At 70.7% G+C, this 26,074-nt stretch carries 30 protein-coding genes; 18 read left to right on the forward strand and 12 right to left on the reverse strand.

What is annotated here, in order from left to right; genetic code table 11:
* Positions 1-158: 158 nt before the first annotated feature.
* Entirely contained in the window at positions 159-419 is a 261-nt protein-coding gene (locus LGI35_RS28990; RefSeq protein ID WP_227297161.1) for a UBP-type zinc finger domain-containing protein, read from the reverse strand.
* A gap of 53 nt (positions 420-472) precedes the next feature.
* Between LGI35_RS28990 and LGI35_RS28995 the strand changes: the two genes are divergently transcribed.
* On the forward strand, positions 473-2,071 hold the full coding sequence (locus tag LGI35_RS28995; RefSeq protein ID WP_227297162.1) for a Na+/H+ antiporter: 1,599 nt from the start codon (positions 473-475) through the stop codon (positions 2,069-2,071).
* Positions 2,072-2,078: 7 nt separating this feature from the next.
* Here the strand turns inward: LGI35_RS28995 and LGI35_RS29000 are convergent, their stop codons facing one another.
* From LGI35_RS29000 to LGI35_RS29010, 3 genes are all read right to left on the reverse strand, one after another.
* A complete protein-coding gene (locus LGI35_RS29000; protein ID WP_227297163.1) occupies positions 2,079-2,999 on the reverse strand; it encodes a 1-aminocyclopropane-1-carboxylate deaminase/D-cysteine desulfhydrase in 921 nt (306 codons plus the stop codon).
* A gap of 48 nt (positions 3,000-3,047) precedes the next feature.
* Complete coding sequence (locus tag LGI35_RS29005; RefSeq protein ID WP_227297164.1) at positions 3,048-3,638, reverse strand: N-acetylmuramoyl-L-alanine amidase; 591 nt, start codon at positions 3,636-3,638, stop codon at positions 3,048-3,050.
* Positions 3,639-3,847: 209 nt separating this feature from the next.
* Complete coding sequence (locus LGI35_RS29010) at positions 3,848-4,081, reverse strand: hypothetical protein (protein ID WP_227297165.1); 234 nt, start codon at positions 4,079-4,081, stop codon at positions 3,848-3,850.
* A gap of 211 nt (positions 4,082-4,292) precedes the next feature.
* On the opposite strand from LGI35_RS29010, the gene LGI35_RS29015 reads away from it, so the two are divergent.
* The 3 genes from LGI35_RS29015 (at position 4,293) to LGI35_RS29025 (ending at position 7,609) form a co-directional block, all read left to right on the forward strand.
* On the forward strand, positions 4,293-5,699 hold the full coding sequence (locus tag LGI35_RS29015; RefSeq protein ID WP_227297166.1) for a family 2B encapsulin nanocompartment shell protein: 1,407 nt from the start codon (positions 4,293-4,295) through the stop codon (positions 5,697-5,699).
* A gap of 26 nt (positions 5,700-5,725) precedes the next feature.
* Entirely contained in the window at positions 5,726-6,814 is a 1,089-nt protein-coding gene (locus LGI35_RS29020) for a family 2 encapsulin nanocompartment cargo protein polyprenyl transferase (RefSeq protein ID WP_227300566.1), read from the forward strand.
* A gap of 183 nt (positions 6,815-6,997) precedes the next feature.
* Entirely contained in the window at positions 6,998-7,609 is a 612-nt protein-coding gene (locus LGI35_RS29025) for a GNAT family N-acetyltransferase (protein ID WP_227297167.1), read from the forward strand.
* Between the two features lie 25 nt (positions 7,610-7,634).
* On the opposite strand, the gene LGI35_RS29030 is transcribed toward LGI35_RS29025, so the two are convergent.
* Positions 7,635-8,225 (reverse strand): TetR/AcrR family transcriptional regulator, encoded by a 591-nt coding sequence (locus LGI35_RS29030; protein WP_116510086.1) that lies wholly within the window; start codon positions 8,223-8,225, stop codon positions 7,635-7,637.
* Positions 8,226-8,400: 175 nt separating this feature from the next.
* On the opposite strand from LGI35_RS29030, the gene LGI35_RS29035 reads away from it, so the two are divergent.
* The 8 genes from LGI35_RS29035 to LGI35_RS29070 all read left to right on the forward strand — a co-directional run bounded on the left by LGI35_RS29035 (position 8,401) and on the right by LGI35_RS29070 (position 14,759).
* The gene (locus LGI35_RS29035; protein ID WP_227297168.1) at positions 8,401-9,000 is read left to right on the forward strand and encodes a dihydrofolate reductase family protein; all 600 of its coding nucleotides are present in this window, start codon (positions 8,401-8,403) and stop codon (positions 8,998-9,000) included.
* A gap of 101 nt (positions 9,001-9,101) precedes the next feature.
* Complete coding sequence (locus LGI35_RS29040; RefSeq protein WP_227297169.1) at positions 9,102-9,518, forward strand: YciI family protein; 417 nt, start codon at positions 9,102-9,104, stop codon at positions 9,516-9,518.
* Positions 9,512-10,738 carry an RNA polymerase sigma factor gene (locus LGI35_RS29045; RefSeq protein WP_227297170.1) on the forward strand — a complete coding sequence of 409 codons (1,227 nt, stop codon included), beginning with the start codon at positions 9,512-9,514 and terminating at the stop codon, positions 10,736-10,738. Before LGI35_RS29040 ends, LGI35_RS29045 begins: the two co-directional genes overlap by 7 nt.
* A 62-nt stretch (positions 10,739-10,800) precedes the next feature.
* Positions 10,801-11,139, forward strand: a complete 339-nt coding sequence (locus LGI35_RS29050) for a DUF952 domain-containing protein (protein ID WP_227297171.1) — start codon at positions 10,801-10,803, stop codon at positions 11,137-11,139.
* A 100-nt stretch (positions 11,140-11,239) separates the two neighbouring features.
* Complete coding sequence (locus LGI35_RS29055) at positions 11,240-12,181, forward strand: hypothetical protein (RefSeq protein ID WP_227297172.1); 942 nt, start codon at positions 11,240-11,242, stop codon at positions 12,179-12,181.
* Between the two features lie 85 nt (positions 12,182-12,266).
* Positions 12,267-13,712, forward strand: a complete 1,446-nt coding sequence (locus tag LGI35_RS29060; protein WP_227297173.1) for an MFS transporter — start codon at positions 12,267-12,269, stop codon at positions 13,710-13,712.
* A gap of 25 nt (positions 13,713-13,737) precedes the next feature.
* Positions 13,738-14,277, forward strand: coding sequence for a hypothetical protein (locus LGI35_RS29065; protein WP_227297174.1), 540 nt, complete (start codon positions 13,738-13,740; stop codon positions 14,275-14,277).
* The gene (locus LGI35_RS29070) at positions 14,274-14,759 is read left to right on the forward strand and encodes a GNAT family N-acetyltransferase (RefSeq protein WP_227297175.1); all 486 of its coding nucleotides are present in this window, start codon (positions 14,274-14,276) and stop codon (positions 14,757-14,759) included. The genes LGI35_RS29065 and LGI35_RS29070 overlap by 4 nt, the downstream gene beginning before the upstream one ends.
* Here the strand turns inward: LGI35_RS29070 and LGI35_RS29075 are convergent.
* Positions 14,739-15,575, reverse strand: coding sequence for an ATP-grasp domain-containing protein (locus LGI35_RS29075; RefSeq protein ID WP_227297176.1), 837 nt, complete (start codon positions 15,573-15,575; stop codon positions 14,739-14,741). The two genes, LGI35_RS29070 and LGI35_RS29075, sit on opposite strands and share 21 nt — an antisense overlap.
* Before the next feature lie 182 nt (positions 15,576-15,757).
* On the opposite strand from LGI35_RS29075, the gene LGI35_RS29080 reads away from it, so the two are divergent.
* On the forward strand, positions 15,758-16,243 hold the full coding sequence (locus LGI35_RS29080; protein WP_227297177.1) for a MarR family winged helix-turn-helix transcriptional regulator: 486 nt from the start codon (positions 15,758-15,760) through the stop codon (positions 16,241-16,243).
* 121 nt (positions 16,244-16,364) lie between these two features.
* Here the strand turns inward: LGI35_RS29080 and LGI35_RS29085 are convergent, their stop codons facing one another.
* Positions 16,365-17,015, reverse strand: a complete 651-nt coding sequence (locus tag LGI35_RS29085; protein ID WP_227297178.1) for an FMN-dependent NADH-azoreductase — start codon at positions 17,013-17,015, stop codon at positions 16,365-16,367.
* Positions 17,016-17,162: 147 nt separating this feature from the next.
* On the opposite strand from LGI35_RS29085, the gene LGI35_RS29090 reads away from it, so the two are divergent.
* Both LGI35_RS29090 and LGI35_RS29095 read left to right on the forward strand, forming a co-directional pair.
* Positions 17,163-17,831: a nitroreductase gene (locus LGI35_RS29090; protein ID WP_227297179.1), complete on the forward strand. Its 669-nt coding sequence runs from the start codon at positions 17,163-17,165 to the stop codon at positions 17,829-17,831.
* Between the two features lie 100 nt (positions 17,832-17,931).
* Positions 17,932-18,660 carry an SDR family oxidoreductase gene (locus LGI35_RS29095; RefSeq protein WP_227297180.1) on the forward strand — a complete coding sequence of 243 codons (729 nt, stop codon included), beginning with the start codon at positions 17,932-17,934 and terminating at the stop codon, positions 18,658-18,660.
* A gap of 395 nt (positions 18,661-19,055) precedes the next feature.
* Here the strand turns inward: LGI35_RS29095 and sodN are convergent, their stop codons facing one another.
* Entirely contained in the window at positions 19,056-19,451 is a 396-nt protein-coding gene (gene sodN, locus LGI35_RS29100) for a superoxide dismutase, Ni (RefSeq protein ID WP_116510060.1), read from the reverse strand.
* A 165-nt stretch (positions 19,452-19,616) separates the two neighbouring features.
* On the opposite strand from sodN, the gene sodX reads away from it, so the two are divergent.
* Positions 19,617-20,060, forward strand: a complete 444-nt coding sequence (sodX, locus tag LGI35_RS29105; protein ID WP_227297181.1) for a nickel-type superoxide dismutase maturation protease — start codon at positions 19,617-19,619, stop codon at positions 20,058-20,060.
* On the opposite strand, the gene LGI35_RS29110 is transcribed toward sodX, so the two are convergent.
* The gene (locus LGI35_RS29110) at positions 19,964-20,593 is read right to left on the reverse strand and encodes a CGNR zinc finger domain-containing protein (RefSeq protein ID WP_227297182.1); all 630 of its coding nucleotides are present in this window, start codon (positions 20,591-20,593) and stop codon (positions 19,964-19,966) included. The two genes, sodX and LGI35_RS29110, sit on opposite strands and share 97 nt — an antisense overlap.
* Before the next feature lie 91 nt (positions 20,594-20,684).
* On the opposite strand from LGI35_RS29110, the gene LGI35_RS29115 reads away from it, so the two are divergent.
* Entirely contained in the window at positions 20,685-21,458 is a 774-nt protein-coding gene (locus LGI35_RS29115) for a class I SAM-dependent methyltransferase (RefSeq protein WP_116510054.1), read from the forward strand.
* A gap of 70 nt (positions 21,459-21,528) precedes the next feature.
* Here the strand turns inward: LGI35_RS29115 and LGI35_RS29120 are convergent, their stop codons facing one another.
* Genes LGI35_RS29120 through LGI35_RS29130 form a run of 3 tightly spaced genes read right to left on the reverse strand, consistent with a single transcriptional unit; the run spans position 21,529 to position 24,242 of the window.
* Positions 21,529-22,296, reverse strand: a complete 768-nt coding sequence (locus LGI35_RS29120) for an amino acid ABC transporter ATP-binding protein (protein WP_279348653.1) — start codon at positions 22,294-22,296, stop codon at positions 21,529-21,531.
* Positions 22,296-23,237, reverse strand: coding sequence for an amino acid ABC transporter permease (locus tag LGI35_RS29125; protein WP_227297183.1), 942 nt, complete (start codon positions 23,235-23,237; stop codon positions 22,296-22,298). Before LGI35_RS29125 ends, LGI35_RS29120 begins: the two co-directional genes overlap by 1 nt.
* Positions 23,238-23,279: 42 nt before the next feature.
* Positions 23,280-24,242 carry an ABC transporter substrate-binding protein gene (locus tag LGI35_RS29130; RefSeq protein WP_227297184.1) on the reverse strand — a complete coding sequence of 321 codons (963 nt, stop codon included), beginning with the start codon at positions 24,240-24,242 and terminating at the stop codon, positions 23,280-23,282.
* Between the two features lie 581 nt (positions 24,243-24,823).
* Between LGI35_RS29130 and LGI35_RS29135 the strand changes: the two genes are divergently transcribed.
* Positions 24,824-26,068, forward strand: coding sequence for an NAD(P)-dependent malic enzyme (locus LGI35_RS29135; RefSeq protein WP_227297185.1), 1,245 nt, complete (start codon positions 24,824-24,826; stop codon positions 26,066-26,068).
* Positions 26,069-26,074: the final 6 nt, after the last annotated feature.

The following is a 26,074-nucleotide window of genomic DNA, read 5'->3' on the forward strand; positions in this document are numbered from 1 at the left end:
GTCTTCTGTCCCGGGGACCCCCGGCCCGTTGGTGTCACTCATAGTAAGCCTATGAGTACGGACAGTGGCTAGAGGGTGTGCGGTCTCAATTGGAAAGAGCGGGCGCCGGGTTGACGTACCCAGGCCTCGCACGGTCGAACCGCAAACCGGCGCGGTCCTCAGACGAGCAGGTTGTCCACGAAGCACCAGCGCCAGCTCTCGCCGGGCTCGAACGTCCGGATCACCGCGTGGCCCGACTCCTTGAAGTGCTGCGTCGCGTGCTTCAAGGGCGAGGAGTCGCAGCAGCCCACATGCCCGCATTCCAGGCAGAGCCGCAGCTGCACCGGGTGGCTGCCGGCCGCGCGGCACTCCAGGCAGGTGTCGCTCAGGGGCGCGGGTTCGGGCTGAGGCAGCGCGTCGACGTGCGGGCACTCGTTCATGATGGCCAGGTTACGACGGGTGGCGGCGTGGCGGACGGCGGAGGGACGGGTTGATGGACGTATTGCCCCTGGTGGCACTGATCGCGGCGAGCGCGGCGGTCGCGGGGGCCGCGCGCCGGACCCCGGTCCCCGCGCCGCTGCTGCTCGTCGCGGTCGGACTGGTGGCGTCGTACCTGCCCGGAGTGCCGCAGTACACGCTCGACCCGCACATCGTGCTGCCGCTCATCCTGCCTCCGCTGCTGCACACCGCGGCCCTGGAGAGCTCGTACCTCGACCTGCGGGCCAATGTCAGGCCGGTCGCGCTGCTCTCCGTCGGGTACGTGCTGTTCGCGACCGTCGCCGTCGGCTGGCTCGCGTACGAGCTGATCCCCGATCTGCCGCTGACGGCCGCGCTGGTGCTTGGCGCGGTGATCGCCCCGCCGGACGCGGTGGCCGCGACGGCCATCGCGCGCAAGGTGGGGCTGCCCTCGCGGATCACGACGATCCTCCAGGGCGAGTCCCTGGTCAACGACGCCACCGCGATCACCGCCTACAAGGTGGCGCTGGCCGCCGCCATCGGGGAGGGCGCGAGCTGGGCGGGCGGGATCAGGGAGTTCCTGGTGGCGTCGGTCGGCGGCGTCGGCGTCGGCCTCGTCCTGATGGTGCCGCTGCACTGGCTGCGGACGCACCTGAAGGAGGCGATCCTCCAGAACACGCTCTCCCTGCTCATCCCGTTCGTCGCCTACGCGGCCGCCGAGCAGGTCGGCGCCTCCGGAGTGCTCGCCGTGGTCACGGTCGCCCTCTACCTGGGCCACCGCTCCTGGCAGGTCGACTTCGAGACACGGCTCCAGGAGGCCGCCGTGTGGAAGGTGGTCGCCTTCATCCTGGAGTCGGCGGTCTTCGCGCTCATCGGACTCCAGATGCCCGTCGTCCTCAAGGACCTCGGCGAGTACAGCGTCGCAGAGGCCCTCGGGTACGCCGTCGTGGTGTTCGTGCTCGTCGTGGTGATGCGGTTCGTGTGGTCGTATCCGGCGACCTACCTGCCCTGGTGGCTGTCGGCGCGGATCAGGGAGCGGGAGAAGGACAGCGACTGGCGGCGGCCGCTCGTGGTGAGCTGGGCCGGGATGCGCGGTGTCGTGTCGCTCGCGATCGCCTTCTCGATCCCGCTGTTCGCCGACGACGGGAGCCGTTTCCCCGCTCGCAACCTGGTCCTGTTCCTGACGTTCACGACGGTGATCGGAACCCTCGTCGTGCAGGGGCTCTCGCTGCCCTGGCTGATCAGAATCCTGAAGCTGCCGGGACGCGACACGCAGGCCGAGACGCTCGCCGAGGCGCAGGCGCAGAACGCCGCCTCGCAGGCCGCCGAGGAGCGTGTGAACGAGCTGATGCAGGACGAGCGCAACTGTCTGCCCGAGCCGTTGGAGGACCGGCTGCGGACCGTCTTGGAGCGCCGCCGCAACTCCGTGTGGGAGCGGCTCGGCCAGGCCAACCCGGTGACGGGGGAGTCCGCCGACGGCACCTATCGCAGGCTCACGCGGGAGGCCATCGCGGCCGAGCGCGAGGTCTTCGTACGGATGCGGGACGAGCGGCGGATCGACGACGAGATGATGCGCACGCTGCTGCGCAAGCTCGACCTGGAGGAGGCGGCCGCCTACCGGGAGGTGGGCGACTGACCGGTCGCTACGGAGAGGGCGTGCCCGTGACGACGGCCATGAGCCGGGTGCCCGGTGCGAACGCGCCCTCCTCGGTGAGGGTGAGCAGCCCGTACAGGAGCTTGGCCACATAGAGGCGCTCGACGGGCAGGTCGTGACGCTGTTCGAAGTCCTCGGCGAAGGCGAGGAGGGCGGGGGTGGTGCGGCCGTAGCCGCCGCAGTGGAAGCGCTCGTCCAGGGACCAGTCGCCCCGCGGACCGCCGAACGCCGCCTGCTGGAGGGTGCGTATCTCGTCGCCGAGGAAGCCGCCCTTCAGGACGGGTATGCCGAGCGCGCGCTGCCCCTCGCCGAGCCCGGCGGCGAGTCCGGCGAGCGTGCCGCCCGTGCCGCAGGCGACGCCCACCACGCCGGCCGCGCCTCGCAGTTCCTGCCCGAGCTCCGCGCAGCCGCGGACGGCCTCGGCGTTGCTGCCGCCCTCGGGGACGACGTAGGGGGTGTCCTCGCCCGGCGGCGCCACCTCGCGCAGGATGCGCGCGAGCGTGGCCGGATCCCGCTTCTCCCGGTACGTCGTCCGGTCGACGAAGTGCAGGCGCATGCCGTCGTCCGCGCAGCGCGCGAGAGAGGCGTTCAGGGGCTGCCCCGCGAGCTCCTGGCCTCGGACGACGCCGATGGTCCGCAGGCCCAACAGGCGGCCCGCGGCGGCCGTGGCGCGCAGGTGGTTGGAGTAGGCGCCGCCGAACGTGAGCAGCGTGCCGTGGCCCGCGGCGGTCGCCGCCGCCAGGTTCGGGGCCAGCTTGCGCCACTTGTTGCCGGGCAGGTCGGGGTGGATGAGATCGTCGCGCTTGAGCAGGAGCCGCACCCCGTGACGGTGGAACCGGTCGTCGGCGATCGGCTCCACCGGCGAGGGCAGCCGGGGGTGCAGGGGCGGGCGCGCGAGGTGCGTGGTCACCTGCTCATTGTGCAAGCGGGAGGGCGCGGGCCGCGTGGCGGAGGGTGGCTACTTGAGCCGGTCGCGGATGCGTCCCCGCATCGAGGCCATCGTGAAGCCGCGCGGGTCGACCTTGCCCGGCTGCCACTCCAGGTGGCCGATCACCGAGCGCTCCGTCCAGCCGTGGTGGCGGCACACCGCGGCCGCCGCCCGCTCGATGGCCTCCAGCTGCGCGGCGGGCCAGGGGTCCTCGCCGTCGCCGAGGTTCTCGCACTCGAAGCCGTAGAAGTGGCGGTTGCCGTCCGTGTTCGCCTCGTTGTCGTGGGGCAGTGCCTTCTCCGCGACGACCGCCCGCAGCACGTCGTCGTCGCCGAGGCCCGCGTGGTTGGCCCGCCCGTAGCCGACGAGGTGGACGTGGCCGTCCTTCGTGATGACGCCGTGGCACAGCGGCCCCGGCAGGTCCGCGCGTCCCTTCCGGCAGAGGTCGACGGTCTGCCGGGTGCCCGAGGTCACGGTGTGGTGGATCATCACGCCGTTCACCGGGCCCCAGGGTCCCTTGTGGTTGCGGTTGTGGTGTCTCCAGTCGCCGACCTCGACCACCGTCAGGCCTTCACGCCTGAGGGCGTCCAGGAAGCTGCTCGCGGACATGGGTGGGGCCATGGCCGCCTCCTTCGCGGGTGCGACGGAAGCGGGGCGCGTCCGTCTCGTACGCCGCTTGTACCCGAACCGGCCCACCGGAACTACTTGTTCGCATCGCGTGCGAGCCGTTCCGGACATCGCGGGCTGTTCCGGTCAGGGAGGCGTGCAGGCGGGCGGGCCCGCATACCTATGTGCCCGCGTGCGGTCGGGCGGGAGGCGGTGCGGCGGCCTCAGCTCCGCAGGAAGCCGTCCCCGTGTTCCGCGATGTGGTGCTCCAGCGCTCCGAGCGCGGCCTGGGTCGCCTCGGGGGTGCCGGTGCCCTTCCGCTCCGCGTAGCAGGCGGCGCCCAGCTTCTTCAGGAGGTCGCCGCCCGCCCGCTGCGCCTGCACCTCGTCCAGCTTCTGCTTGCCCTGCGTGAGCCCTCGCTGCGCCTGCTCCTTGGCGCGGTCCAGGAAGCCTGTCATCGCTGTCTCCCGTCATCGGTGCCTCGGTGTACCAGTTGAACGGCCGCCGGGATCTTGAAGTTCCGCCGGCAAAAAGTTCCCTACCCGGAAAAACGGGCATCGTGCCCCGTCCACTCTCACCCAACCCCGCTCGTTTGTGTAATGGCGCGGCCACAATGCGTGCTGGAAGTCTTGTCGCCGCAGGTCAGTTCTTGATCGGGAGGCATAGCCCATGTCGGTAGGCGAAGAAGTCCGTACGGAGCAGGCCGGGCAGCAGCAGAGTCTCGGCACATCCGCCGCGCGGAATCTGGCCACCACCACCAAGTCCGCGCCACAGATGCAGGAGATCAGCTCCAGGTGGCTGCTGCGGATGCTGCCCTGGGTGAACGTGCAGGGCGGCACGTACCGGGTGAACCGGCGGCTCAGCTACTCGGTCGGCGACGGACGCGTGACGTTCGTGAAGACCGGAGACCAGGTGCGGGTCATCCCCGCTGAGCTCGGCGAACTGCCGGTGCTGCGGGACTACGGGGACCAGGAGGTGCTCGAGGAGCTCGCGGTGCGGTGCCGGCAGCGGGAGTACGCGCCGGGTGAACTGCTCGTCTCGTTCGGCAGCCCTGCGGACGAGGTGTTCCTGCTCGCCCACGGCAGGGTCGAGAAGATCGGCACCGGCCCCTACGGGGACGACGCCGTCCTCGGAGTCCTGGCCGACGGGGCGTACTTCGGCGAGCAGTCGCTGCTCGACCCGGAGGCCATCTGGGAGTACACGGCGCGCGCCGTGACCGCGTGCACCGTGCTCGCGCTGCCCCGCCAGGACCTGGAGCAGGTCGCGGAGCGTTCCGAGAGCCTCGCCGGGCACCTGGGAGCGCTGCGGTCCATCCCGGAGCAGCGGGCGAACAAGTTCGGCGAGAAGCAGATCGACGTCTCCGCCGGCCACGTCGGCGAGGCGGTGCTCCCGGGCACGTACGTCGACTACGACGCGGCGCCGCGCGAGTACGAGCTGAGCGTCGCGCAGACGGTCCTGCGCATCCACTCGCGCGTGGCGGACCTGTACAACCAGCCGATGAACCAGACGGAGCACCAGCTCCGGCTCACCGTCGAGGCGTTGAAGGAGCGCCAGGAGCACGAGCTCATCAACAACCGGGAGTTCGGCCTGCTCAACAACTGCGAGTACGAGCAGCGGCTCCAGCCGCACGACGGCGTGCCCAGCCCGGACGACATGGACGAGCTGCTCAGCCGCCGCCGGGGCTCGAAGCTGTTCCTCGCCCACCCGCGCGCCATCGCCGCGTTCGGCCGCGAGTGCAACAAGCGGGGGCTCGTCCCGGAGTCCATCGACGTGGGGGGCAACCGCATCCCGACGTGGCGCGGGGTGCCGATCTTCCCGAGCAACAAGATCCCCGTGTCCGACGCGCGCACGACGTCGATCATCTGCATGCGTACCGGCGAGGAGGAGCAGGGCGTCATCGGCCTCCAGCAGGCGGGCATCCCGGACGAGATCGAGCCGAGCCTGTCGGTGCGGTTCATGGGCATCAGCGAGCAGGCGATCATCTCGTACCTGGTGACGACGTACTACTCGGCGGCGGTGCTCGTGCCGGACGCGCTCGGTGTCCTGGAGAACGTCGAGATCGGCAGGTGGCGTTGAAGCTCAAGACGCAGACGAAGCAGGCCATAGCGCCGCAGCAGCAAGGGGGACCGGGCGGACGGGACGCAGAGGTGGCCGTGGACGGCCAGGAAGCGGCGGTGATCCTGGCGCAGGCCAGGGCGCAGGTCGACCCGGAGCTGCGCAGGGCCGTGGAGACCCTGCCCACCGCGCTGCGTCGCATCGCGCGCTACCACTTCGGGTGGGAGCAGGCGGACGGCACCGCGGCCGCGGGGCACGCGGGCAAGGCCATCAGGCCGGCGCTCGTCCTCGCCGCGGTACGGGCGCTGGGGGGCGCTCCGGAGCCCGCGGTGCGGGCGGCGGCGGCCGTGGAACTCGTCCACAACTTCACGCTCCTGCACGACGACGTGATGGACCGTGACACCACGCGCAGGCACCGGCCGACCGCGTGGACCGTCTTCGGGGAAGCCGACGCGATCCTGGCGGGCGACGCGCTCCAGGCGCTCGCGCAGCGGCTGCTCGCCGAGGACCCGCACCCGGCGGCCCGGCCTGCGGCGGCCCGGATCGCGGCCTGTGTGATGGAGCTGTGCGAGGGGCAGGTCGCCGACGTCGCCCTGGAGAGGCGCGAACCCGACCAGGTCACGCTGGACGAGTGCCTCGTCATGGCGGAGGCGAAGACGGGTGCGCTGCTCGGCTGCGCCTGCGCGGTAGGGGGGCTGTACGCGGGGGCCGGAGAGGAGGAGGTCGCGGCCCTCGACGGGTTCGGCAGACAGGCCGGGCTCGCGTTCCAGCTGATCGACGACGTCATAGGGATCTGGGGGGATCCGGCCCGTACGGGCAAGGCGGCGGGCGCCGATCTCGCGGTGCGCAAGAAGTCGCTGCCGGTGGTGGCGGCGCTGGCCTCGGATACGCCCGAAGCCGGTGAACTGGCCGCGCTCTACGGGGTGCTGAGACCGGAGGACGGCCCGCCGAAGGAGGGGGAGCTGGAGGCCATGGCGCTGGTCGTCGAGCGCGCCGGGGGGCGTGACTGGGCGCAGCTGCACGCGGCGGACCGGATGTCCCGGGCGGTGCACCAGCTGTCCAGGGCGGTTCCGGCACCGGAGGCCGCGGACGGACTGCTGTCGTTGGCGGAGTTCGTGACGCGGCGCAGCCACTAGGGGGAATCCACCAGCAGCGGAGGGGAGTTGAACCGACGGCGGGCCCCGCACTCCGGGAGGAGCGCGGGGTCCGTACGCGTGTGCGGAACCGATCGCCTAGGCTGCAGCGGGCCGGCGCGTGGCGGCCGACCGGCGCAGGGACACGGCTCGTTGAGGCGGGCCGCGACGTGAGGGGGCGGGGCCATGGGCGTGGCGATCCGGAGGGCCACGGAGGGCGATCGGGCGGACCTTGTCCGGCTGCTCGACGAGGCGTTCATGGACGACCCGGTGAGCGGCTGGGTCTTCCCCGGCCTGGCGCACCGGCGCCGCAGGCACGCCGGACTCATGGCGGCCTTCATCGACATCTCGCTGAGCGAGGGATACGTCGACATCACCGAGGACGGCGCCGCAGCCGCGCTCTGGCTGTCCGTGCCCGCCCAGCCGCACGGGACGGGCGGCCCGGACGAGGGTGACGACGGCCCCGCGCAGCTGCGCGCCGCCGTGGACCCGGACAACGAACGGGTCGAGGAGATCGGCCGGTTGACCTCCGGGATCCACCCGCGCGACCGCGCGCACGAGTACCTGTGGATGATCGCCGTGGACCCGGCGCGACAGGGTCAGGGCCTCGGCACCGCGCTGATGGAGCCCGTCCTCGACCGCTGCGACCGCGACGGCGTGGCGTCGTACCTGGAGGCGAGCAGCGACCGTAGCCGTGTGCTGTACGAGCGGCTCGGCTTCACGTGCACCGGCAGCGGGATCGCGCTGCCGGACGGGCCGACGATGTGGCCCATGTGGCGCGACCCGCGGACGAGTTGAGCCCCGGCCGTCGGGGTGCGGGCGGCTACTCCTGCGGCACGATCGTGCGGACGATCCGGTCCATGAGCCCTTCGGGGACACTGACGCCGGGCACGGCGCCGTCCAGCATCCCCGGCATCGTCAGGTGTTCCAGGATGAGCCCCAGCGCGGCGAGGTAGAGCACGGTCACCGTCTCCGCGCCGCCGGGGAGCCCGGACTCGGTGTGGAACGAGATCCCGAAGTCCAGGTCGCCGCGGAGCGACTTCATGAGGGACGCCCGCAGTTCGGGCCTGCGACCCGCCTCCAGGCGCATCTCCATCATGGCCAGATAGCCCGTGCGGTCGCGCTGGGCGCGGCCCAGCAGATCGTGCATGAACGCGGCGACCAGCTCGCGGTCCCGCGGCCGCCGAAGGAGTTCCGCCACCACCGCCGGGTCCGGTGCCAGCCGCTCGTGCAGCCATGCGTCGATCTGGTGCAGCAGGTCGTCCCGGCTGGTGAAGTAGTTCGACGACGTGCCCGTGGGGACGGCCGCCGCCGCGTCCACCGCGCGGAAGGTCAGGCCGCGCGCGCCCTCGGCCGCGAGCACCTCCACCGCGGCGTTCACCAGGGCCACCCTGCGTTCCGCGTTCCGTGCCATCCGTGCGCTCCTTCCGACCGGAGATCCGGAAGCCCGCCGAACCGGATTCCCGCATCCCCTTGCAACCACTACAGATGAAGCACTATAACTGTAGTTGTTCGAGCGAGGCCACCGGCGGGCGAGCCCGTGCAGCGACCCACCCGAACACCCCTGTCACCTGCGGAAAGAGACCCACTTGCGAAAGCTCACGTACTTCGTCGCCGTGTCGATCGACGGTTTCATCGGCGGTCCCGACGGAGACGCGAACGCCTTCATGCCCTTCGTGGACGAGGAGTTCCTCGAGTTCCTCACGACCGAGTACCCCGAGACCATCTCGGCGGAGGGCCGGCGGATCCTCGGCCTGGAGCACCTGGCCAACAAGCGGTTCGACACCGTCATCCAGGGCCGGGCCAGCTACCAGGTCGGCCTCGACGCCGGCCTGACCAGCCCGTACGGGCACCTGCGCGAGTACGTCGCGGCGCGTTCGATCGAGAAGTCCCCCGACCCGAACGTGGAGATCGTCGCCGAGGACGTCGTCGGCAAGGTCCGCGAACTGAAGGCGGAGGAAAGCGAGTTCGGCGTCTGGCTGTGCGGCGGCGCGACGCTCGCCGGTGTGCTCGCCGACGAGGTGGACGAGCTGGTGATCAAGACGTACCCGCTGGTGTTCGGCTCGGGCATGCCGATGTTCGGCTCCGGCTTCGCGATCGGCGAGTTCGCCCTGGAGGAGAACCGGACGTTCGGCAACGGCGTGATCGTGCGGACGTACAGCAGGAAGAGGCAGGGGCTCCCCGGCTAGAATTTTTCTCCGGGCGGTGTCGAGAACGCTGCTGCCGCTCCGACGTCTCCAGTGAAGCCGCCCGCGCCCGGCGGGCGGCTTGGCCGAAGGAGCGCACAGCCATGAAGTACCTGATGATGGTGACGGGCACCCAGCTCGACTACGAGGCCATGGCGGGCAAGGCGTCCGAGGGCAATCCGGCCTGGGGCGAGAAGGACATCCAAGCGATGTTCGCCCACATGCAGAAGATCAACGACGACCTCGCCGAGACCGGCGAGATGCTCGCCGGGGAAGGTCTGGCGGAGCCCGCGAAGACCCGGTTCGTCACGCCGGACGCAAAGGGGCGGCCCGTCGTCAGTGACGGCCCCTACGGGGAGACGAAGGAACTGCTCGCCGGTTTCTGGATCCTCGAGTGCGAGAGCCTCGACCGGGTCACCGAGATCGCCGAGCGCGTGGCCGAGTGCCCCGCCCCCGCGGGCGCACCGGCCCGCCCCGTCGTGATCCGCCCCATCCTGGACAGCGGTGGCGACCTTTGCTGACCGCGTCGACCGAGGACCTGCTGCGCCGCCACGCGCCGCAGGTCCTCGGTGCGCTGGTCCGCCGCTACGGGCACTTCGACGCCGCCGAGGACGCCGTGCAGGAGGCGCTGCTCGCCGCCGCACGCCAGTGGCCCGACGCCGGGGTGCCCGACAACCCGCGCGGCTGGCTCATCAAGGTCGCGTCGCGCCGCCTCGTCGACACCCTGCGCAGTGACGACGCGCGGCGCAGGCGCGAGGAGGCGGACGCCGCGCTCACCCCGCGCGACGCGTTCACGGCCCCGCCGCCCGGCGAGAGCCGCGCCCCCTCCGAGGACGACACCCTCACCCTGCTCTACCTGTGCTGCCACCCGGAGCTGACCCCCGCCGCCCAGGTCGCCCTCACCCTGCGCGCCGTCGGCGGCCTCACGACCGCCGAGATCGCCCGCGCCCACCTGGTCCCCGAGCCGACGATGGCCCAGCGCATCAGCCGCGCCAAGCAGCGCGTACGAGGCGTGCGGTTCCGCCTGCCCGAGGACTGGCGCGAGCGGCTGCCCGCCGTGCTCCAGATCCTCTACCTGATCTTCAACGAGGGGTATACGGCCACGTCGGGGCCCCAGTTGCAGCGCGCCGACCTGGCCCGCGAGGCGATCCGGCTGACCCGGGCCGTGCGGGCGCTGCTGCCTGGCGACAGCGAGGTCGAGGGGCTGCTCGCCCTCATGCTGCTGACCGACGCGCGCCGCGCCGCCCGCACCGACGCGGCGGGCGAACTGGTCCGCCTCGACGAACAGGACCGCACCCTGTGGGACCGCGCCGAGATCGACGAAGGAGTCGCCCTGGTCGCCCTCGCCCTCCCGCGCGGACCGGTCGGCCCATATCAACTCCAGGCGGCCATCGCCGCGTTGCACGACGAGGCGGCTGACGCCGAGGACACCGACTGGCCGCAGATCCTCGCCCTCTACGACGTGCTCGTGCGGGTCGTGCCCGAGGGGGAGGCGATGGCCGCGCTCGGCCGGGCCGTCGCCGTCGCCATGGTGCACGGCCCCGAGGCGGGCCTGACGGAGACGGACAAGCTCGCGGACGCCCTCGGCGGGCACCACCGGCTCGCCGCCGTCCGGGGCCACCTCCTGGAGCTGGCCGGGGACCGCGGCGCTGCGCGGGCGGCCTATCAGGAGGCGGCGGCCGGCACGCTCAGCCGCCCGGAGCAGCGCTACCTCCAGCTGCGTGCGGCCCGGCTCGGCTGACGCGGGCCGCGTCGGCCGAGGGACGATACCGGCCCGAGCGATCAGCTCGTAGGTTGGTGCGCATGACCGAACTCCTGCACATCACCGAGCGCTCCCTGTGGGACGCGGCCCGCGCGTCCGGCGCCTACGAGATGTCCACGCGCGGCAGGACCCTCGCCGAGGAGGGCTTCATCCACTGCTCGCTGGAGCACCAGCTGCGGGGGGTCGCCGACTTCCTGTACGGCGGGTACGACGGGCCCGACGAGCTGGTGGTGCTGGTCGTCGACAGCGAGCGGGTGCCCGCGCCGGTCAGGTTCGAGGCGCCGGAGCCGGGTGCCGACGAATTCCCGCACATCTACGGGCCGTTGCCGGTCGAGGCCGTCACCGAGGTGAGGGTCTGGGGCGGCGGGCCGGTCCGCTAAGGTCCCCTCGTTCCGCCCGTCAGTCGGACGGGCGTTCGGATCCAGGGGCGGCTCGCCCCCGGACGGGGACGGGCCGGCGCGAGCCGGCCGAGGGGGTTCGGTGCGCGTACGGCGAGGGGGCGGCCCCGTAGGGGTCGCGGCGGCGGTGGCAATGATCCTGCTGGCGGGGTGCGACGGTGCGCCGCCCGGCGGGCAGCGGACGGCGGACGGAGTCCCGATCGTCCGCGAGGCGAAGGACATGCCCGAACTACCGCTGCACCGCTACCAGTTCACCGCCGAGGACGACGAGGCGTACGGCACGCTCAAGCGCGCCCAGAGGCTCCTCGCCCAGCGGTGCATGCGGGACTTCGGGTTCGCCGACTTCCCGCGTGACCCGAAGAGCCCGAATCCCGGCGCGCTGGCCATCGTGGCCGTGAACCAGGATCCCGCGGGGGAGTTCGATCTGGAGAAGGCGCGGCGCTGGGGATACGGCTGGGACCCGAAGCGGGACGTCGATGTCGAGCCCGCGGGGCGTCGTATGACGGTCGACGAGTCGTACGTCTACTGGGGGCACCGGACGGGCGGGAGGCCGACGATCCTCGGCAGGCGTGTCCCCGAGGAGGGCTGTCTGGGCCGCGCGGACACGCGCCTCTACCGCGGCGTGCGCGACATACGCCGGACATGGGCGTACGTCGCGCGGCGGGAGGTCGTCCTGGAGAAGGCGGCCATGAAGGACAGGCGGATGAGGCAGGTGCTCAAGGCCTGGTCGCAGTGCGTCGTGGACAAGGGGCTCAAGCGGTACGCCACCCCCGACGACGCCTTCCGCGACAAGGCGTGGAAGCGCGGCAACGGTGGCAACACCTCGCATTCGCGGCGCGAGCGGAACACGGCCGTCGCCGACGTCGAGTGCAAGCGCGAGCACAACACGGCCGGGGTGTGGTGGTCCGTGCTGTCGAAGGAGCAGCGGACCGACCTGGCGCGCCACAGGTCCGCGTACGAGTCGGTGCGCCGGGGCCAGGAGGCGGTGCGGGACAACATGCGCGAGGTGCTCGCCACCAAGTAACGGGACTGTAGTTCCCTTAAGGCCCTCCGTGCTGCTACGTTTGGGGTGCCTTAACGGGAACGCAGAACCATTTAAGGAGTGCCCCATGTCGGCGCCCACGCAGACCGCCCCCGCCCCGGCCGTCGCACCATCCCCGCGCATGACGGCCCGCCAGAAGCTCGTCCTCACCCTCCTCCTCGGCGCTCAGTTCATGATCGCCGTGGACTTCTCGATCCTGAACGTCGCGCTGCCCGTCGTCGGCGAGGGGCTCGGCTTCCCGCTCTCCCGTCTCCAGTGGATCGCCACGGCGTTCGCGCTCGCCGCCGCCGGATTCACGCTCCTCTTCGGCCGCGTGGCCGACCTCGTGGGCCGCAAGCGGCTGTTCCTCGCCGGCATGGCGGTCCTCGGCGCCTCCTCGCTCCTCGGCGGCCTCGCCACCTCGCCCGACATCCTGCTCGTGGCACGGGTGTTGCAGGGGCTCGCGACGGCGGCCGTCACCCCGGCAGGGCTCGCCCTCCTGACCACCGCCTTCAAGGAGGGGCCGCTGCGTGAGCGCGCCCTCGGCCTCAACGGCGCCCTGATGTCCGCCGGGTTCACCGCGGGAGCCATCCTCGGCGGGCTCCTCACCGACCTGCTCTCCTGGCGCTGGGCGTTCTTCGTCAACGTCCCCGTCGCCGCGCTCGTCCTCGTCCTCGCCCCGTCCGTCATCACCGACTCACGCCCCGACCGCCGCCCGCGTCTCGACGTACCGGGCGCCGCGACCGTCACCGGCGGACTCCTGCTCCTCGTCTACGGGCTCACGCAGGCCGGCGAGACCGGCTGGGGCGCCCCCGCGACCCTGGCCCCGCTCCTGTCCGGAGCCGCGCTCCTCGTCGCCTTCCGGTTCGTCGAGAAGCGGGCCGCCGCGCCCCTCGTACCGCTCCGCATCCTCAAGCGGCGCACCGTGATCTGGGGCAACGCGGCCGGGCTCATCGCCTTCGTCACCGAGACGTCCCTCGTCTTCCTGCTCACGCTCTACCTCCAGGAAGTCCTCGGCTACTCGCCGCTCGCGACCGGGCTCGCCTTCGGTGTCCTCGGGCTCGGCACCGTGATCGGCGGCACGCTCGGCGGCCGCGCCGTCGGACGCCTCGGCAACCGGACCACGATCGTCGTCGGCGGCGCCGTCCAGGCCGTCGCCACGCTCGCCCTGGTGGCGCTCGGCACGTCGGGGGCCTGGATCTGGCTGCTCCTCGCCGCCACGTTCGTCGGGGGCATCGGCAACATGCTGGTGATCGTCGGCTTCATGGTGACGGCCACCTCCGGGCTGCCCGACGAGGAGCAGGGCCTCGCCACCGGCCTCGCGACCATGACCCAGCAGGTCGGGATCACCCTGGGCATCCCGGTGATGAGCGCGATCGCCACGGCCCGCATGGGCGGGGCGAGCGGTCCGGACGCGGTCCTGTCCGGAGTCTCCACGGCCGTACTCGTCAACTCCCTCCTGGTGGCCGCAGGTTCGGCGCTCGCCGCGCTGTTCCTCGCGCCCCGGCGACCGCGTGACAGGACGGACGCCTGAACCCCCGGCCCTGCATGATGGGGCCATGTCCGACCACACGGAGAACACAGCCGCGGTACCGGCCCTCCCGGTGGCCGTCGACCAGGACGCGCTCCTCGTCCTCGCCGACGGCCACCACGCCCGCGCCGTACGCCCGTTGGGCAGCGGTGAGCACGGCGGTCACCTCGTCAAGACGTACGCCGTCGAGGCGCCGGGGCGCGCGGTGACGGAGCGGGACGTCGCCGCGGTCACGCCGCTCGTCGACGCCCATCTGGCGCTCGGTGCCGTCCGGGGCTCGCTCGGCCTCGCCGTGGTCCTGCTGCACGCCGGGGGAGACGGGGACTACGTCCTCGTCCACACCTGGATCGAGGGTCACATGTCCGACCTGGCGGTCTTCACCGGACCCGCGGGCCACCCGGAACTGCTGCGGCCCGGCCGCACCGGCCTCGCCCCCTGCGTCTGGGAGGCGGCCGTACTCGCCCACGAGCGGACCGCGTTCACCCGCCACGTCCTCGACGGCGAAGGCCCCCTCGCGGACCGCCTCGCGGCCTGGTCCGCGGACGTCACGAAGGAGGACGCCCGGTGACCGACGCACAGGTGAGCGTCCGGCACGCCCGGCCCGGCGACCTGCCCGAAGTGGCCCGACTCGCCGCGGAACACGCCGCGTACGAGAAGGCGGACCCGCCGGCGCCCGGCCTCGCCGACCGTCTGCACACGCTCCTGTTCGCCACCGCCACGCCCCGCCTGCGCTGCCTGGTCGCGGAGCCCGCCGGCGGCCCGCTCGCCGGCTACGCGACCTGCGAGCCCGCGATCTCCACCTGGGACGGGTTCGAGTACCTCCACATGGACTGCCTGTACCTCCGCCCCGGCCACCGCGGACTCGGCCTCGGACCGCTCCTCATGGACGCCGTGGCCGCGGAGGCCCGAGCGCTCGGGATCGGCGAGATCCAGTGGCAGACGCCGGTCTGGAACGACGGGGCGATCCGCTTCTACCGGCGCCTGGGCGCCCGCGAGAAGGACAAGCTCCGCTTCAGCCGGCCGTCCTCCTCAGGCCCCGTCGGCCAGTAGCCCCCGCAGCGAGTCCGCCATCGCCGCCACGAACGCGTCCCGTGTGCCCGCGTCGACCAGGTCCAGGGACAGATACGGATTGAGGTCCTCCAGCTCGACCAGGAGCAGTTCGCCCTCCGGCGTGCGGCACGCGTCCACGCGCTGGATGCCGTGGCCGATGGTGTTCCAGTCGACGAACTTCTGCGCGAACTCCCGGTCGGAGTCGGTGGGTTCGTACGGTTCGAGGACCCACCGCTCGTCCGGCCGGGGCGCGTACAGGGCGTACTGGAGAGTGCGGTCGACGAAGTAGAACGACACCTCGTACCGGAAGCGGATCCGCGGCTGGACGAGGATGCCGTCGAACTCCAGGCCGGGCAGCGCCTCGCGGCCGACGAACTCGAGACCGATGGAGTCGGCGCCGAGCAGCGGCTTGACCACGTACTCGTCCGCCTCGGGCAGCAGCGGGAGATCGGCGGCGCGGGCGACGGTCGGGATGACGGGATACGCGGCCGCGGTCAGGTCGAGCAGATACCCCTTGCCCGCCATGTCGGCCTTCCCGGACAGCGCGTTGTAGACCCGCACCCCGCGCGCGAGCGCCTGCTCGCGGAACGCGTCGTAGGCGGCCTGGTAGTGCAGCACGGGCCCGCTGTTGCGCACGACGACCGCGTCGAAGCCGTCCATCAGCGCGGCGGCGTCCAGCGGATGGCACAGCGCCACGTCGAAGTCCTCGCGAAGCCGCGCCGAGAGGGCGATGTCCTCGTCGCAGTAGCGGCGGCCACGGGCCGGGTAGGCGAGATCGGTGACGTAGAGGATGCGGGGGCGACGCGAGTGGTCCATCCGGGCGACGCTACCCGAGGGGGCCGAAGACGCCGACAGCACCCGGCTCCACGCGGACGCCGGGTGGAGCCGGGTGCTGTCGGACAGGTGACGTGATGGCGTCCGGCCTTCTTCGTCGATGCGGCGCACTTGGTCACGAGCGATACCGTATCGAATGAGTCGATGGCTGGTATTTTGTGTTGATGGCCGCTGACGCTCCTCACCAAGACGCCACCCCGCGTGCGACCGATCGCCCGGGGGACACGTCCCCTTTCGCTCTCGGCCTGCTGCTGCGCCGGGCGCACTGGCGCGCGGCCGCGGTGATGACCGAGGCGCTGAGGCCGCTCGGCATCGAGCTGAGGCATTTCGCCGTGCTGATCGAGCTGGTCAACCATGGGCCCACGGTGCAGCGGGACCTGGCGGCTGCGACGGGCTCGGACAAGGCCGGAATCATGCGGGTCGTGGACGACCTGGAGCGCAAGGGGCTGGCTGTACGCAAGGCCGTTCCGGGGGACCGGCGGGCGCGGGCGGTGGAGATCACGCCTCAGGGGCTCGAACTCTTCGACGCGGCCCACGCGGCGGCGGAACCGCTGGCCGGGCGCCTGGTTCTCGACCTGGGGCCCGGCGAGTCCGCGCAGCTGACGGATCTGCTGACTCGGATCACCTATCCCGAGGGCGGGGACGCGTAAGCACCGAAGCGGTCGGCCCGGGGTCACGGCGCCACCCGTACCGCCGGAGCGCGCGCAGGTGCTGAGGGGGCCGCGCGACGTCCTGGGGTGAGCCGTCACGCGGCGTCTGCGGGCCCGGGGGTTACGCGGCGAGGCGCTCCGCGAGTTCCTTGGCCTTGGCGGTCGCGTCCTCGAAGGCGCGCCGGCGGGAGGCCTCGTAGAGGGGGACCAGTTCGGACATGGCCGGGTTGCGGGGTGCCATGGTGAGCTCCGTGACGATGAAGTCGAGATCCAGGCCGAGGGTGCCCGTGAACACGGCCTCCAGGTAGTTCTGTACGAACTCGTATCCCTCGCGCGGAGTACCCGGAGCGTAGGAGCCGCCGCGGCTGGCGATGACGATGACGGGTGTGCCCTGGGCGGAGGGTGTCTCGCCCGCCGTGCGGCCGAGCAGGAGCACGTTGTCCAGCCATGCCTTGAGGGTCGACGGGATCGCGTAGTTGTACATGGGTGCGCCGATCAGGACGGCGTCCGCCCGTTCCAGCTCCTCGATGAGCTTCACGCGCGCGGCGAACGCGGCGGACTGTTCCGGGGTGCGCCCGGACGGGGCGGTGTAACCGGCGGACCAGGCGTCGGCGGTGATGTGCGGGACGGGGTTCGCGGCGAGGTCGCGGTAGATCACCGTGCCCTGCGGGTGCTGTTCCTCCCAGGTCCTGCGGAAGGCGGCCGTGACCGAACGGGACGAGGACGCCTCGCCGGGAAACACGGACGAGTCGATGTGCAGCAGCGTGGCCATGGACTTTCTCCAATCAATGGTGCCCGAGGCGGGGAACCAGGGGCCGGGGATTCATGCTCGATGATGGTTGCACACGAGATAGTCGCGATTGATACCATCGTGAGTGTAGCGAAGGCGATCCCCTTGAACAGAAGGAGGAGGGTGATCATGGACGCCTATGAGGCGGTCACCACTCGACGGGCGGTGCGCGGATTCACCGGCCGGCCCGTCCCGAGGCAGGCGCTGGAGCGCGTGTTGTCCGCCGCGGCCTGGGCGCCGTCCGGCTCGAACCTCCAGCCGTGGCACGCCTTTGTGGTGACGGGTGCGCCGCTGGTCGAGCTGAAGAAGCGCTGCGGTGAGCGCCTGGCCGCAGGTGACTCCTGGGACGAGCCGGAGTACGAGATGTACCCGCCCGCACTGACGTCCCCCTACCGCGAGCGCCGGTTCGCGTTCGGCGAGCAGCGTTACGGAGCGCTCGGCATCCCGCGGGAGGACACGGAGGCGCGTCAGCGGGCCGCTGCCGCGAACTGGGACTGCTTCGGTGCGCCCGCCGCCCTGTTCTGCTACATCGACCGCGACCTGGGGCGGCCCCAATGGTCCGACGTCGGGATGTATCTGCAGACCGTCATGCTGCTGCTTCGCGCCGAAGGGCTGCACAGCTGCCCGCAGATGGCATGGGCGAAGTTCCACCGGACCGTTGCGGAGGTCGTGTCACCCCCGGACGAGCTCATGCTCTTCTGTGGCATGTCGATCGGATTCGAGGACGTCACGGTGAGTGACGCCCGTGCGAGCCGGGCGCCGCTCGAGGAGACGGTCACGTTCGTCGACGGTCCGTGACGCCGTCCACCTCTTCAACTGGTCGAGGCGCCGTTTCTTGCTGCGTCCACATATGCGTTCATGTGCCACATTGCGCATGTACTCCCACGAAAGGCATGTCATGAAGATCGCAGTCATCGGCGGTACCGGCCTGATCGGTTCGCAGGTCGTCAAGAACCTGAACGCTGCCGGGCACGAGGCGGTACCGCACTCGAAGTCCAGCGGAGTCGACGTCATCAGCGGCCGGGGAGTGGAGGAGGCGGTGGCGGGAGCCGACGTCGTCGTCAACCTGACGAATTCCCCGACCTTCGACGAAGCCTCCCCGGCCTTCTTCCAGGCCTCGATGGACAACCTTCTCGCCGCGGCCCGCAAGGGCGGCGTCGGCCACTTCGTCATCCTGTCGATCGTCGGTGTGGACCAGGTGCCGGAGCTGGACTACTACCGGGCCAAGGTGCTCCAGGAAAAGCTCCTCGTGGACGCGTCGGTTCCCTACTCGATCGTCCGGGCGACGCAGTTCATGGAGTTCATGGATGCCGCTCTGTCGTGGACGGCCGACGGCGACACCGTTCGGTTGCCCGCCACGCCGATCCAGCCGATCGCCGCCAAGGACGTGGCCGAGGAGGTGGCGCAGGTCGCCGCCGGCGCGCCACTGAACGGCATCCGCGACATCGGCGGCCCCGAGATCTTCACCCTGGACGAGCTGGGCCGCATCACCCTGTCCCACAAGGGCGACCACCGCACCGTCGTCACCGACCCCACCGCCGGTATGTTCGGCGCCGTCAAGGGGGACGTCCTCACCGACAAGAACGCTCACCTCGCCCCCACCCGCTACGCCGACTGGCTCTCCTGACCCGCTCGCGGCCCGCCAGGCGCGCAGGCCGCAGGGATCAAGCCCTGGCCTGCCGTGGGTGACGAAAGAACTCGGCACGGCGGCCAGGGGCGGGCCGTTCTTCACGGCGGAGGAGGGCGCGCCCCTCAACGACCGCCGCCGAGCCTCTCAACCACCGTCGCCGGAAGGCGTCTTCGCCCTCATGGCCGGCGGAGTGAGCGTCGAGCAGGCCCGGCTGACCCCCGGTCACGCGTGCGCCGTCATCATGTCGCGGCTCGTACGCCCATCTGTGGCCGGGCGAAAAAAACCGCACCCGGACCGCCATGGACGCCGTTCTCGGCGTCCTGCGCGGACCGGGTGCGGACCAGGAGACACTGCGACCTGAGGAATCGCAGGTCAAAAGGCATGATCGAAGATCAGGCCTTCTTCGTCTCCCAGAAGATCTTGTCGATCTGGGCGATGTAGTCCAGAGCCTTCTGGCCCGTCGCCGGGTCGCTCGACGCCTTGGCGGCCGAGAGGGCCTTCAGGGTGTCGTTGACCAGCTGGCTGAGCTCCGGGTACTTCTCGAAGTGCGGGGGCTTGAAGTAGTCGCTCCACAGCACCGACACGTGGTGCTTGGCGAGCTCGGCGCGCTGCTCCTTGATGATGATGGCGCGCGTCTGGAACTGCGGGTCGTCGTTGGCGGCCATCTTGTCCTGGACGGCCTTGACCGACTCCGCCTCGATGCGGGCCTGGGCCGGGTCGTACACGCCGCACGGCAGGTCGCAGTGCGCGCTGGCCTTCACCTTGGGGGCAAACAGGCGGGAAAGCATGTAGCTGTCCTTCCTCGTGATCGTCTTCTCAGGTGGGACATTACTCCGTGACAGAGGGGTTTTCTCGGGTGCCCCCATGGGCTTAGGACAAAAGTCCAGGGCCAGACCGGGACTGGTGGAGGATGGGACCGCAGGACCGGCGGGCGGAACCGGGGAGGATGTCTGATGCCTGAGACGGCAAAGGAGACGCGGGAGGCCAGGGTGCCGTTCCAAATCATCGAGGTGGACGGGCCGTCCATGGTGCCCACGCTGTATCCGGGCGACTGGATGCTCGTGCAGCACGGCGCCCGGGTGCGCCCGGGCGACGTGGTCATTCTGCGGCACCCCTTCCAGCAGGATCTGCTCGTGGTGAAGCGGATTTCCGCGCGGCGGGACGGGGGTTGGTGGGTGCTCGGCGACAACCCCGACGCCGGTGGCGACAGCGAGGTGTACGGGGCGGTGCCCGACGACCTCGTGCTCGCCAAGGTCCGCGGGCGCCTGCGCCGCCGCAAGCCGTGGGTGGAGGGTGAGCGTCAGCGGTCCGTGGCGGCCGTGGCCTCGTGGGCCTTCTCGGCGCTGCGCCCCGTGCTGTCCGACCGGTCCGCCTCGGCGCGCTTGCGGGCGCGGTAGGCGGCCACGTTGGCGCGGGTCGCGCAGCGGTCCGAGCAGTAGCGCCGGGAGCGGTTCGTCGACGTGTCCAGGTAGGCGTTGCGGCACGGCGACGCCTCGCACAGCCCGAGGCGGTCCACGCCGTACTCCGTGAGGTGGAAGGCGAGGCCCATCGCCGCGATCGCCGCGTATCCCGCTGTCGCGTTCGACGGGTGGTCCGCGAGGTGCATGTGCCACAACGGGCGGTCGTCGTCGTCCCGGTGGTCGTGCCCGGAGATCTGCGGGCTCACCGGGAACTCCAGGAGGAGCGAGTTCAGCAGGTCGACCGCGAGCGTCTCGTCGCCGCCGTCCGCCGCCTCGAACACCGAGCGCAGGCGCGCCCGTACGCCGCGGAAGCGGGTCAGGTCGGCGTCCGTGGCGCGCCGGGCCGCCGACTGGTTCGCGCCGAACAGGTCGCGCACCGCCTCGACCGTGGTCAGGGAGTCCTTGCCACGCCCCGGCTCCTCGCTGTTGACCAGACGCACGGCGTAGTCCGAGTAATAGGCCAGTTCCACTTGTAGTCCTTACCGGGGCGGTCTATCTTCGTCAGTGACGGGAGTAATAGCTGCTCTTGCTTCGAGGGTATTACGTACGGGAGGGTTCTCGATGACGGGATCTACGGAAACCGCCGGAGTCACCGCCGACTGGCGCGCCTGGCAGGACAGCTGGGACCGGCAGCAGGAGTGGTACATGCCCGACCGCGAGGAGCGGCTGCGGGTCATGCTCGACATGGTGGAGGCCTTCGCCGGGCCCACGCCGCGCGTGCTCGACCTCGCGTGCGGTACGGGAAGTATTACGGACCGGCTCCTGAAGAGGTTCCCCGGAGCCACCAGCGTCGGCGTCGACCTCGACCCCGCGCTGCTCGCCATCGCCGAGGGCACCTTCGCGGGCGACGACCGCGTCACCTTCGTGACCGCCGACCTCAAGGACCCGCACTGGGCCGCGCGGCTGCCGCACACCTCGTACGACGCCGTCCTCACCGCCACCGCCCTGCACTGGCTGCACAACGAGCCGCTCGCCACCCTCTACGGACAGATCGCCGGCCTCGTCCGCGACGGCGGTGTCTTCATGAACGCCGACCACATGATCGACGACACCACGCCCCGGATCAACGCCGCCGAACGCGCCCACCGCCACGCGCAGATGGACCGCGCCAAGGCCTCCGGCGCGCTCGACTGGGCCGAGTGGTGGGCCCTCGCCGCCAAGGACCCGGTACTCGCCGGGCCCACCGCGAAGCGCTTCGAGATCTACGGGGAGCACGCCGACGGCGAGACCCCGTCGGCCGACTGGCACGCCCGCACCCTGCGCGCCGCCGGGTTCGCCGAGGCCCGCCCCGTGTGGCGCTCGCCCTCGGACGCACTCGTGCTCGCGGTCAAGTAGCCCCGCGCACAAGGGAGGGGGCGGTACGGACACCAGGTCCGTACCGCCCCCTCTTTCTGCGTACGCGGAGCTACAGCACCTTCGACAGGAAGGACTGCGTGCGCTCGTGCTGCGGGTTCGTCAGGACGTCGCGCGGGTTGCCCGACTCGACGACCACGCCGCCGTCCATGAAGACGAGGCTGTCGCCGACCTCGCGCGCGAAGCCCATCTCGTGCGTCACGACGATCATCGTCATGCCGGACTCGGCGAGGTCACGCATCACGTCGAGGACGTCGCCGACGAGCTCGGGGTCGAGGGCCGAGGTCGGCTCGTCGAAGAGCATCAGCTTCGGGTCCATGGCGAGGGCCCGCGCGATGGCGACGCGCTGCTGCTGGCCGCCGGACAGCTGCGAGGGGTAGTTCCCCGCCTTGTCGGCGAGGCCCACACGCTCCAGGAGCTCGTTGGCCCGCTGCCGCGCCTGTGACCGGGACTGGCGCTTGACCTGGACCGGCGCCTCCATGACGTTCTCCACCGCCGTCAGGTGCGGGAAGAGGTTGAAGCGCTGGAACACCATGCCGATGTCCCGGCGCTTGAGCGCGACCTCGCTGTCCTTCAGCTCGTAGAGCTTGTCGCCCTTCTGCCGGTAGCCGACCAGCTCGCCGTCGACGTAGAGCCGGCCGGCGTTGACCTTCTCCAGGTGGTTGATGCACCGCAGGAACGTCGACTTGCCGGAGCCGGAGGGGCCGATGAGGCAGAAGACCTCGCCCTCCTTGACCTCCAGGTCGATGCCCTTGAGGACCTCGACGTGGCCGAAGGACTTGTGGACGCCCTCGGCCTTCACCATGGCGTTGGTGGTCATCACACGGCTCCCTTCGGCCGGCCGAGCGACAGCAGGTTGGCCCGGATCTTCTGGAACGGCGTCGGAGGAAGCGACCTGCTGGAGCCGCGGGCGTAGTAGCGCTCCAGGTAGTACTGGCCGACGCTCAGGACCGATGTCATCACCAGGTACCAGGCCGCGGCCAGGAAGAACATCTCCACCGGTGCGCCGGAGTTCTGGCCGATGTCCTGGGCGTAGCGGAAGAGTTCGTAGAACTGCACCGCCGACACCAGCGAGGTCGTCTTCAGCATGTTGATGACCTCGTTGCCCGTGGGCGGCACGATCACCCGCATCGCCTGCGGGATCACGATCCGGCGCAGGGTCTTGGAGTGGCTCATGCCGAGGGCGTGCGAGGCCTCCGTCTGGCCCTCGTCGACCGAGAGCAGACCGGCGCGGCAGATCTCGGCCATGTACGCGGCCTCGTTCAGGCCGAGTCCGAGCAGCGCCGTCAGGAACGGCGTCATGAACGAGGACCAGTAGTCCTTGTAGATCGGACCGAGGTTGATGTACTCGAAGACCAGGCCCAGGTTGAACCAGACGAACAGCTGGACCAGGACCGGCGTCCCGCGGAAGAACCAGATGTAGAACCAGGCGATCGACGACGTCACCGGGTTGCGTGACAGGCGCATCACGGCGAGCAGGACACCGCCCGCCACGCCGATGATCATGGAGATCGCCGTCAGCAGCAGGGTCTGGCCGACACCCTTGAGAATGCGGTTGTCGAAGAAGTAGTCGGGGATCGCACCCCAGTTGATCTTGCCCTGGGCGAACGCGTAGACGATCGCGACGAGGACGGCGATCGCGACGACCGCGGCCACATAGCGGCCGTAGTGCCGGACCGGGATGGCCCTGATGGCCTCGGGTCCCGCCTTGGGCGTCGGGACGTCCTCGGGCCCGTCCGTCTTGTCTATGTCAACAGACACGGGTGTTGCCTTTCAAACGGCTGGGTGACGAGAGGGGTGCGGTCACTTGCCGCCGTTGACGGTGGCTTCCTTGACCGCGCCCGCCTCGACGCCCCACTTCGCGATGATCTTCTCGTACTCGCCGTTCTTGATGACGGCGTCGAGCGCCGCCTTCAGGGCGTCCCGCAGCTGGTCGTTGCCCTTGGCGACGGCGATGCCGTACGGGGCGGCCTCGACCTGGTCGCCGACGATCTCGAAGTCCTTGCCGCCGCCCGCGGTCTTCACCGCGTACGCGGCGACCGGGAAGTCGGAGGAGCCGGCGTCCGCGCCGCCCGAGCGCAGTCGGGTCTGGGCCTGCTGGTCGTCGTCGAAGGACTCGATGGCGAGCTTCTTGCCGGCCGGGCACTTCTTCGCCTGCGCCTTGGCCAGGTCGTGCGAGACCGTGCCGCGCTGGACGACGATCTTCTTGCCGCACAGGTCGTCCCAGGTCTTGATGCCCTGGGTCTTGCCCTTCGGCGTGTAGATCGAGACGCCCGCGTCGAAGTAGTCCACGAAGTCGACGCCCTCGCCGACCTTCTTGCCGGTGTCGGAGTCGACACCGTTCTGCCGGTCCTTGGTGTCCGTCATCGCCGACATCGCGATGTCGTAGCGCTTGGAGCGCAGACCGGTGATGAGGGTGTCGAACGTGCCGTTCTGGAACTCGAACTTCACCCCGAGCTGCTTGCCCATGGCGGCCGCGAGGTCGGGGTCGATGCCCGCCGTGTTGCCGGACTTGTCCTTGAACTCGACCGGCGCGTAAGCGATGTCCGAACCGACCTTGATGACGCCCCTGTCGCGGATCTCCTTGGGGAGCTTGTCCGCGAGCGGGGCGCTCTTGGTGGAGTCGGCGGGCGCGCTCTTGTCCTTGGTCTGGTCACCGCAGCCGGACAGCAGCAGAGTGCCTGCGACCGCGATCGCGCCGACCACGGCAATCCGGGACTTCGCGGACTTCGCAGCGGTCGAACGACGGGTGGTGCTTGCGGTCATTTCTGGTTCCTCCGGCAGGGTGAGGGAGTAGCCGATGCAGAGATCCGGCACACATCTTCGAGTGTCGCGACCTCGTGTGATTACGGCATCTTGCCATTCGGACCGGGCCATTCAGGGCCCCTCCTATGTCAAAATCGGATAACGGGTTACCCCCGTACCGCTCCCGAACCCCGACAGGTCGGTACATCGCCCCAACGGGCGAGCGAATATCTGCGGCGACAGCGCCATCAGGCCGGAAGATCTGCGGCCCCGCGGCTCGCGTCTCACCATGTGAGCGACGCCCCATCGGCTTTGAGCTCGACTTGAGGTCCGGCCCCTAATATCCGGATCCTCGGCTATGAGTCATGTCACCGCGCTGTGATCGATCACAAATGGACTCGTCCGAGGTGGCGTCCGTCAGGTAAGAAGGTTCTTTACACCCCTCATCCGGGGCTCAGGGCGCGCGTGCGGCGCGCCCATCGCGTACTGACCCGTACGAGTGCAAGACACCCGACACGTGGGTCATACGCGGTGCCCGCCCGTTCCTCAACCAGGAGCGGACCCACCCTCAACTGATGATTAAGACTTAAGGGGTCATACAAGTGGCAGCGGAGATCGTCAATCCTCGCAGCGACGCCGGTTCCGGCCAGGCCAGTGCGGGCCCGGCGCATACCGGCAACGAAAGCACCGAAGAGCCCTTCGATCCGGCCTTCGCACTGCACCGCGGCGGCAAGATGGCCGTGCAGGCCACCGTGCCGGTGCGCAACAAGGACGACCTGTCCCTGGCGTACACGCCGGGCGTCGCGAAGGTCTGCTCCGCGATCGCGGAGAATCCCGAGCTCGTCCACGACTACACGTGGAAATCGTCCGTCGTGGCCGTCGTCACCGACGGCACCGCGGTGCTCGGCCTCGGGGACATCGGTCCCGAGGCGTCCCTCCCGGTGATGGAGGGCAAAGCGATCCTGTTCAAGCAGTTCGGCGGCGTCGACGCGGTGCCGATCGCGCTCGGCACGACCGACACGGACGAGATCATCGAGACCGTCGTCCGCCTCGCTCCCTCGTTCGGCGGTGTGAACCTCGAGGACATCTCGGCGCCGCGCTGCTTCGAGATCGAGCGCAGGCTCCAGGAGCGGCTCGACATCCCGGTCTTCCACGACGACCAGCACGGCACCGCCGTGGTCACGCTGGCGGCGCTGAAGAACGCGGCCAAGCTCAGCGGGCGCACGCTCGGCGAGCTGCGCGCCGTGATCTCGGGCGCCGGCGCGGCCGGTGTCGCCATCGCCAAGTTCCTCCTCGAGGCGGGGCTCGGCGACGTGGCGGTCGCGGACCGCAAGGGCATCGTCAGCCGGGACCGCGAGGACCTCACGGACGTCAAGCGCGAGCTGGCCGAGATCACCAACAAGGCCAACATCACGGGTTCGCTCGAGACCGCGCTCGCCGGCGCGGACGTCTTCATCGGCGTCTCCGGCGGTACGGTCCCGGAGCCCGCGGTCGCCTCGATGGCGCCCGGCGCCTTCGTCTTCGCGATGGCCAACCCGAACCCCGAGGTTCACCCGGACGTGGCCCACAAGTACGCGGCGGTCGTCGCGACGGGGCGCTCCGACTACCCGAACCAGATCAACAACGTCCTCGCCTTCCCCGGCATCTTCGCCGGTGCGCTCCAGGTGCGGGCGTCGCGGATCACCGAGGGCATGAAGATCGCCGCTGCGGACGCGCTCGCCGACGTGGTCGGTGACGACCTGGACGCCGGGTACGTCATCCCCTCGCCGTTCGACGAGCGGGTCGCTCCCGCGGTGACCGCGGCCGTCGCCGCCGCCGCGCGCGCCGAGGGCGTCGCCCGACGCTGATCACGC

The sequence above is a fragment of the Streptomyces longhuiensis genome (assembly GCF_020616555.1).
Taxonomy (GTDB): domain Bacteria; phylum Actinomycetota; class Actinomycetes; order Streptomycetales; family Streptomycetaceae; genus Streptomyces; species Streptomyces longhuiensis.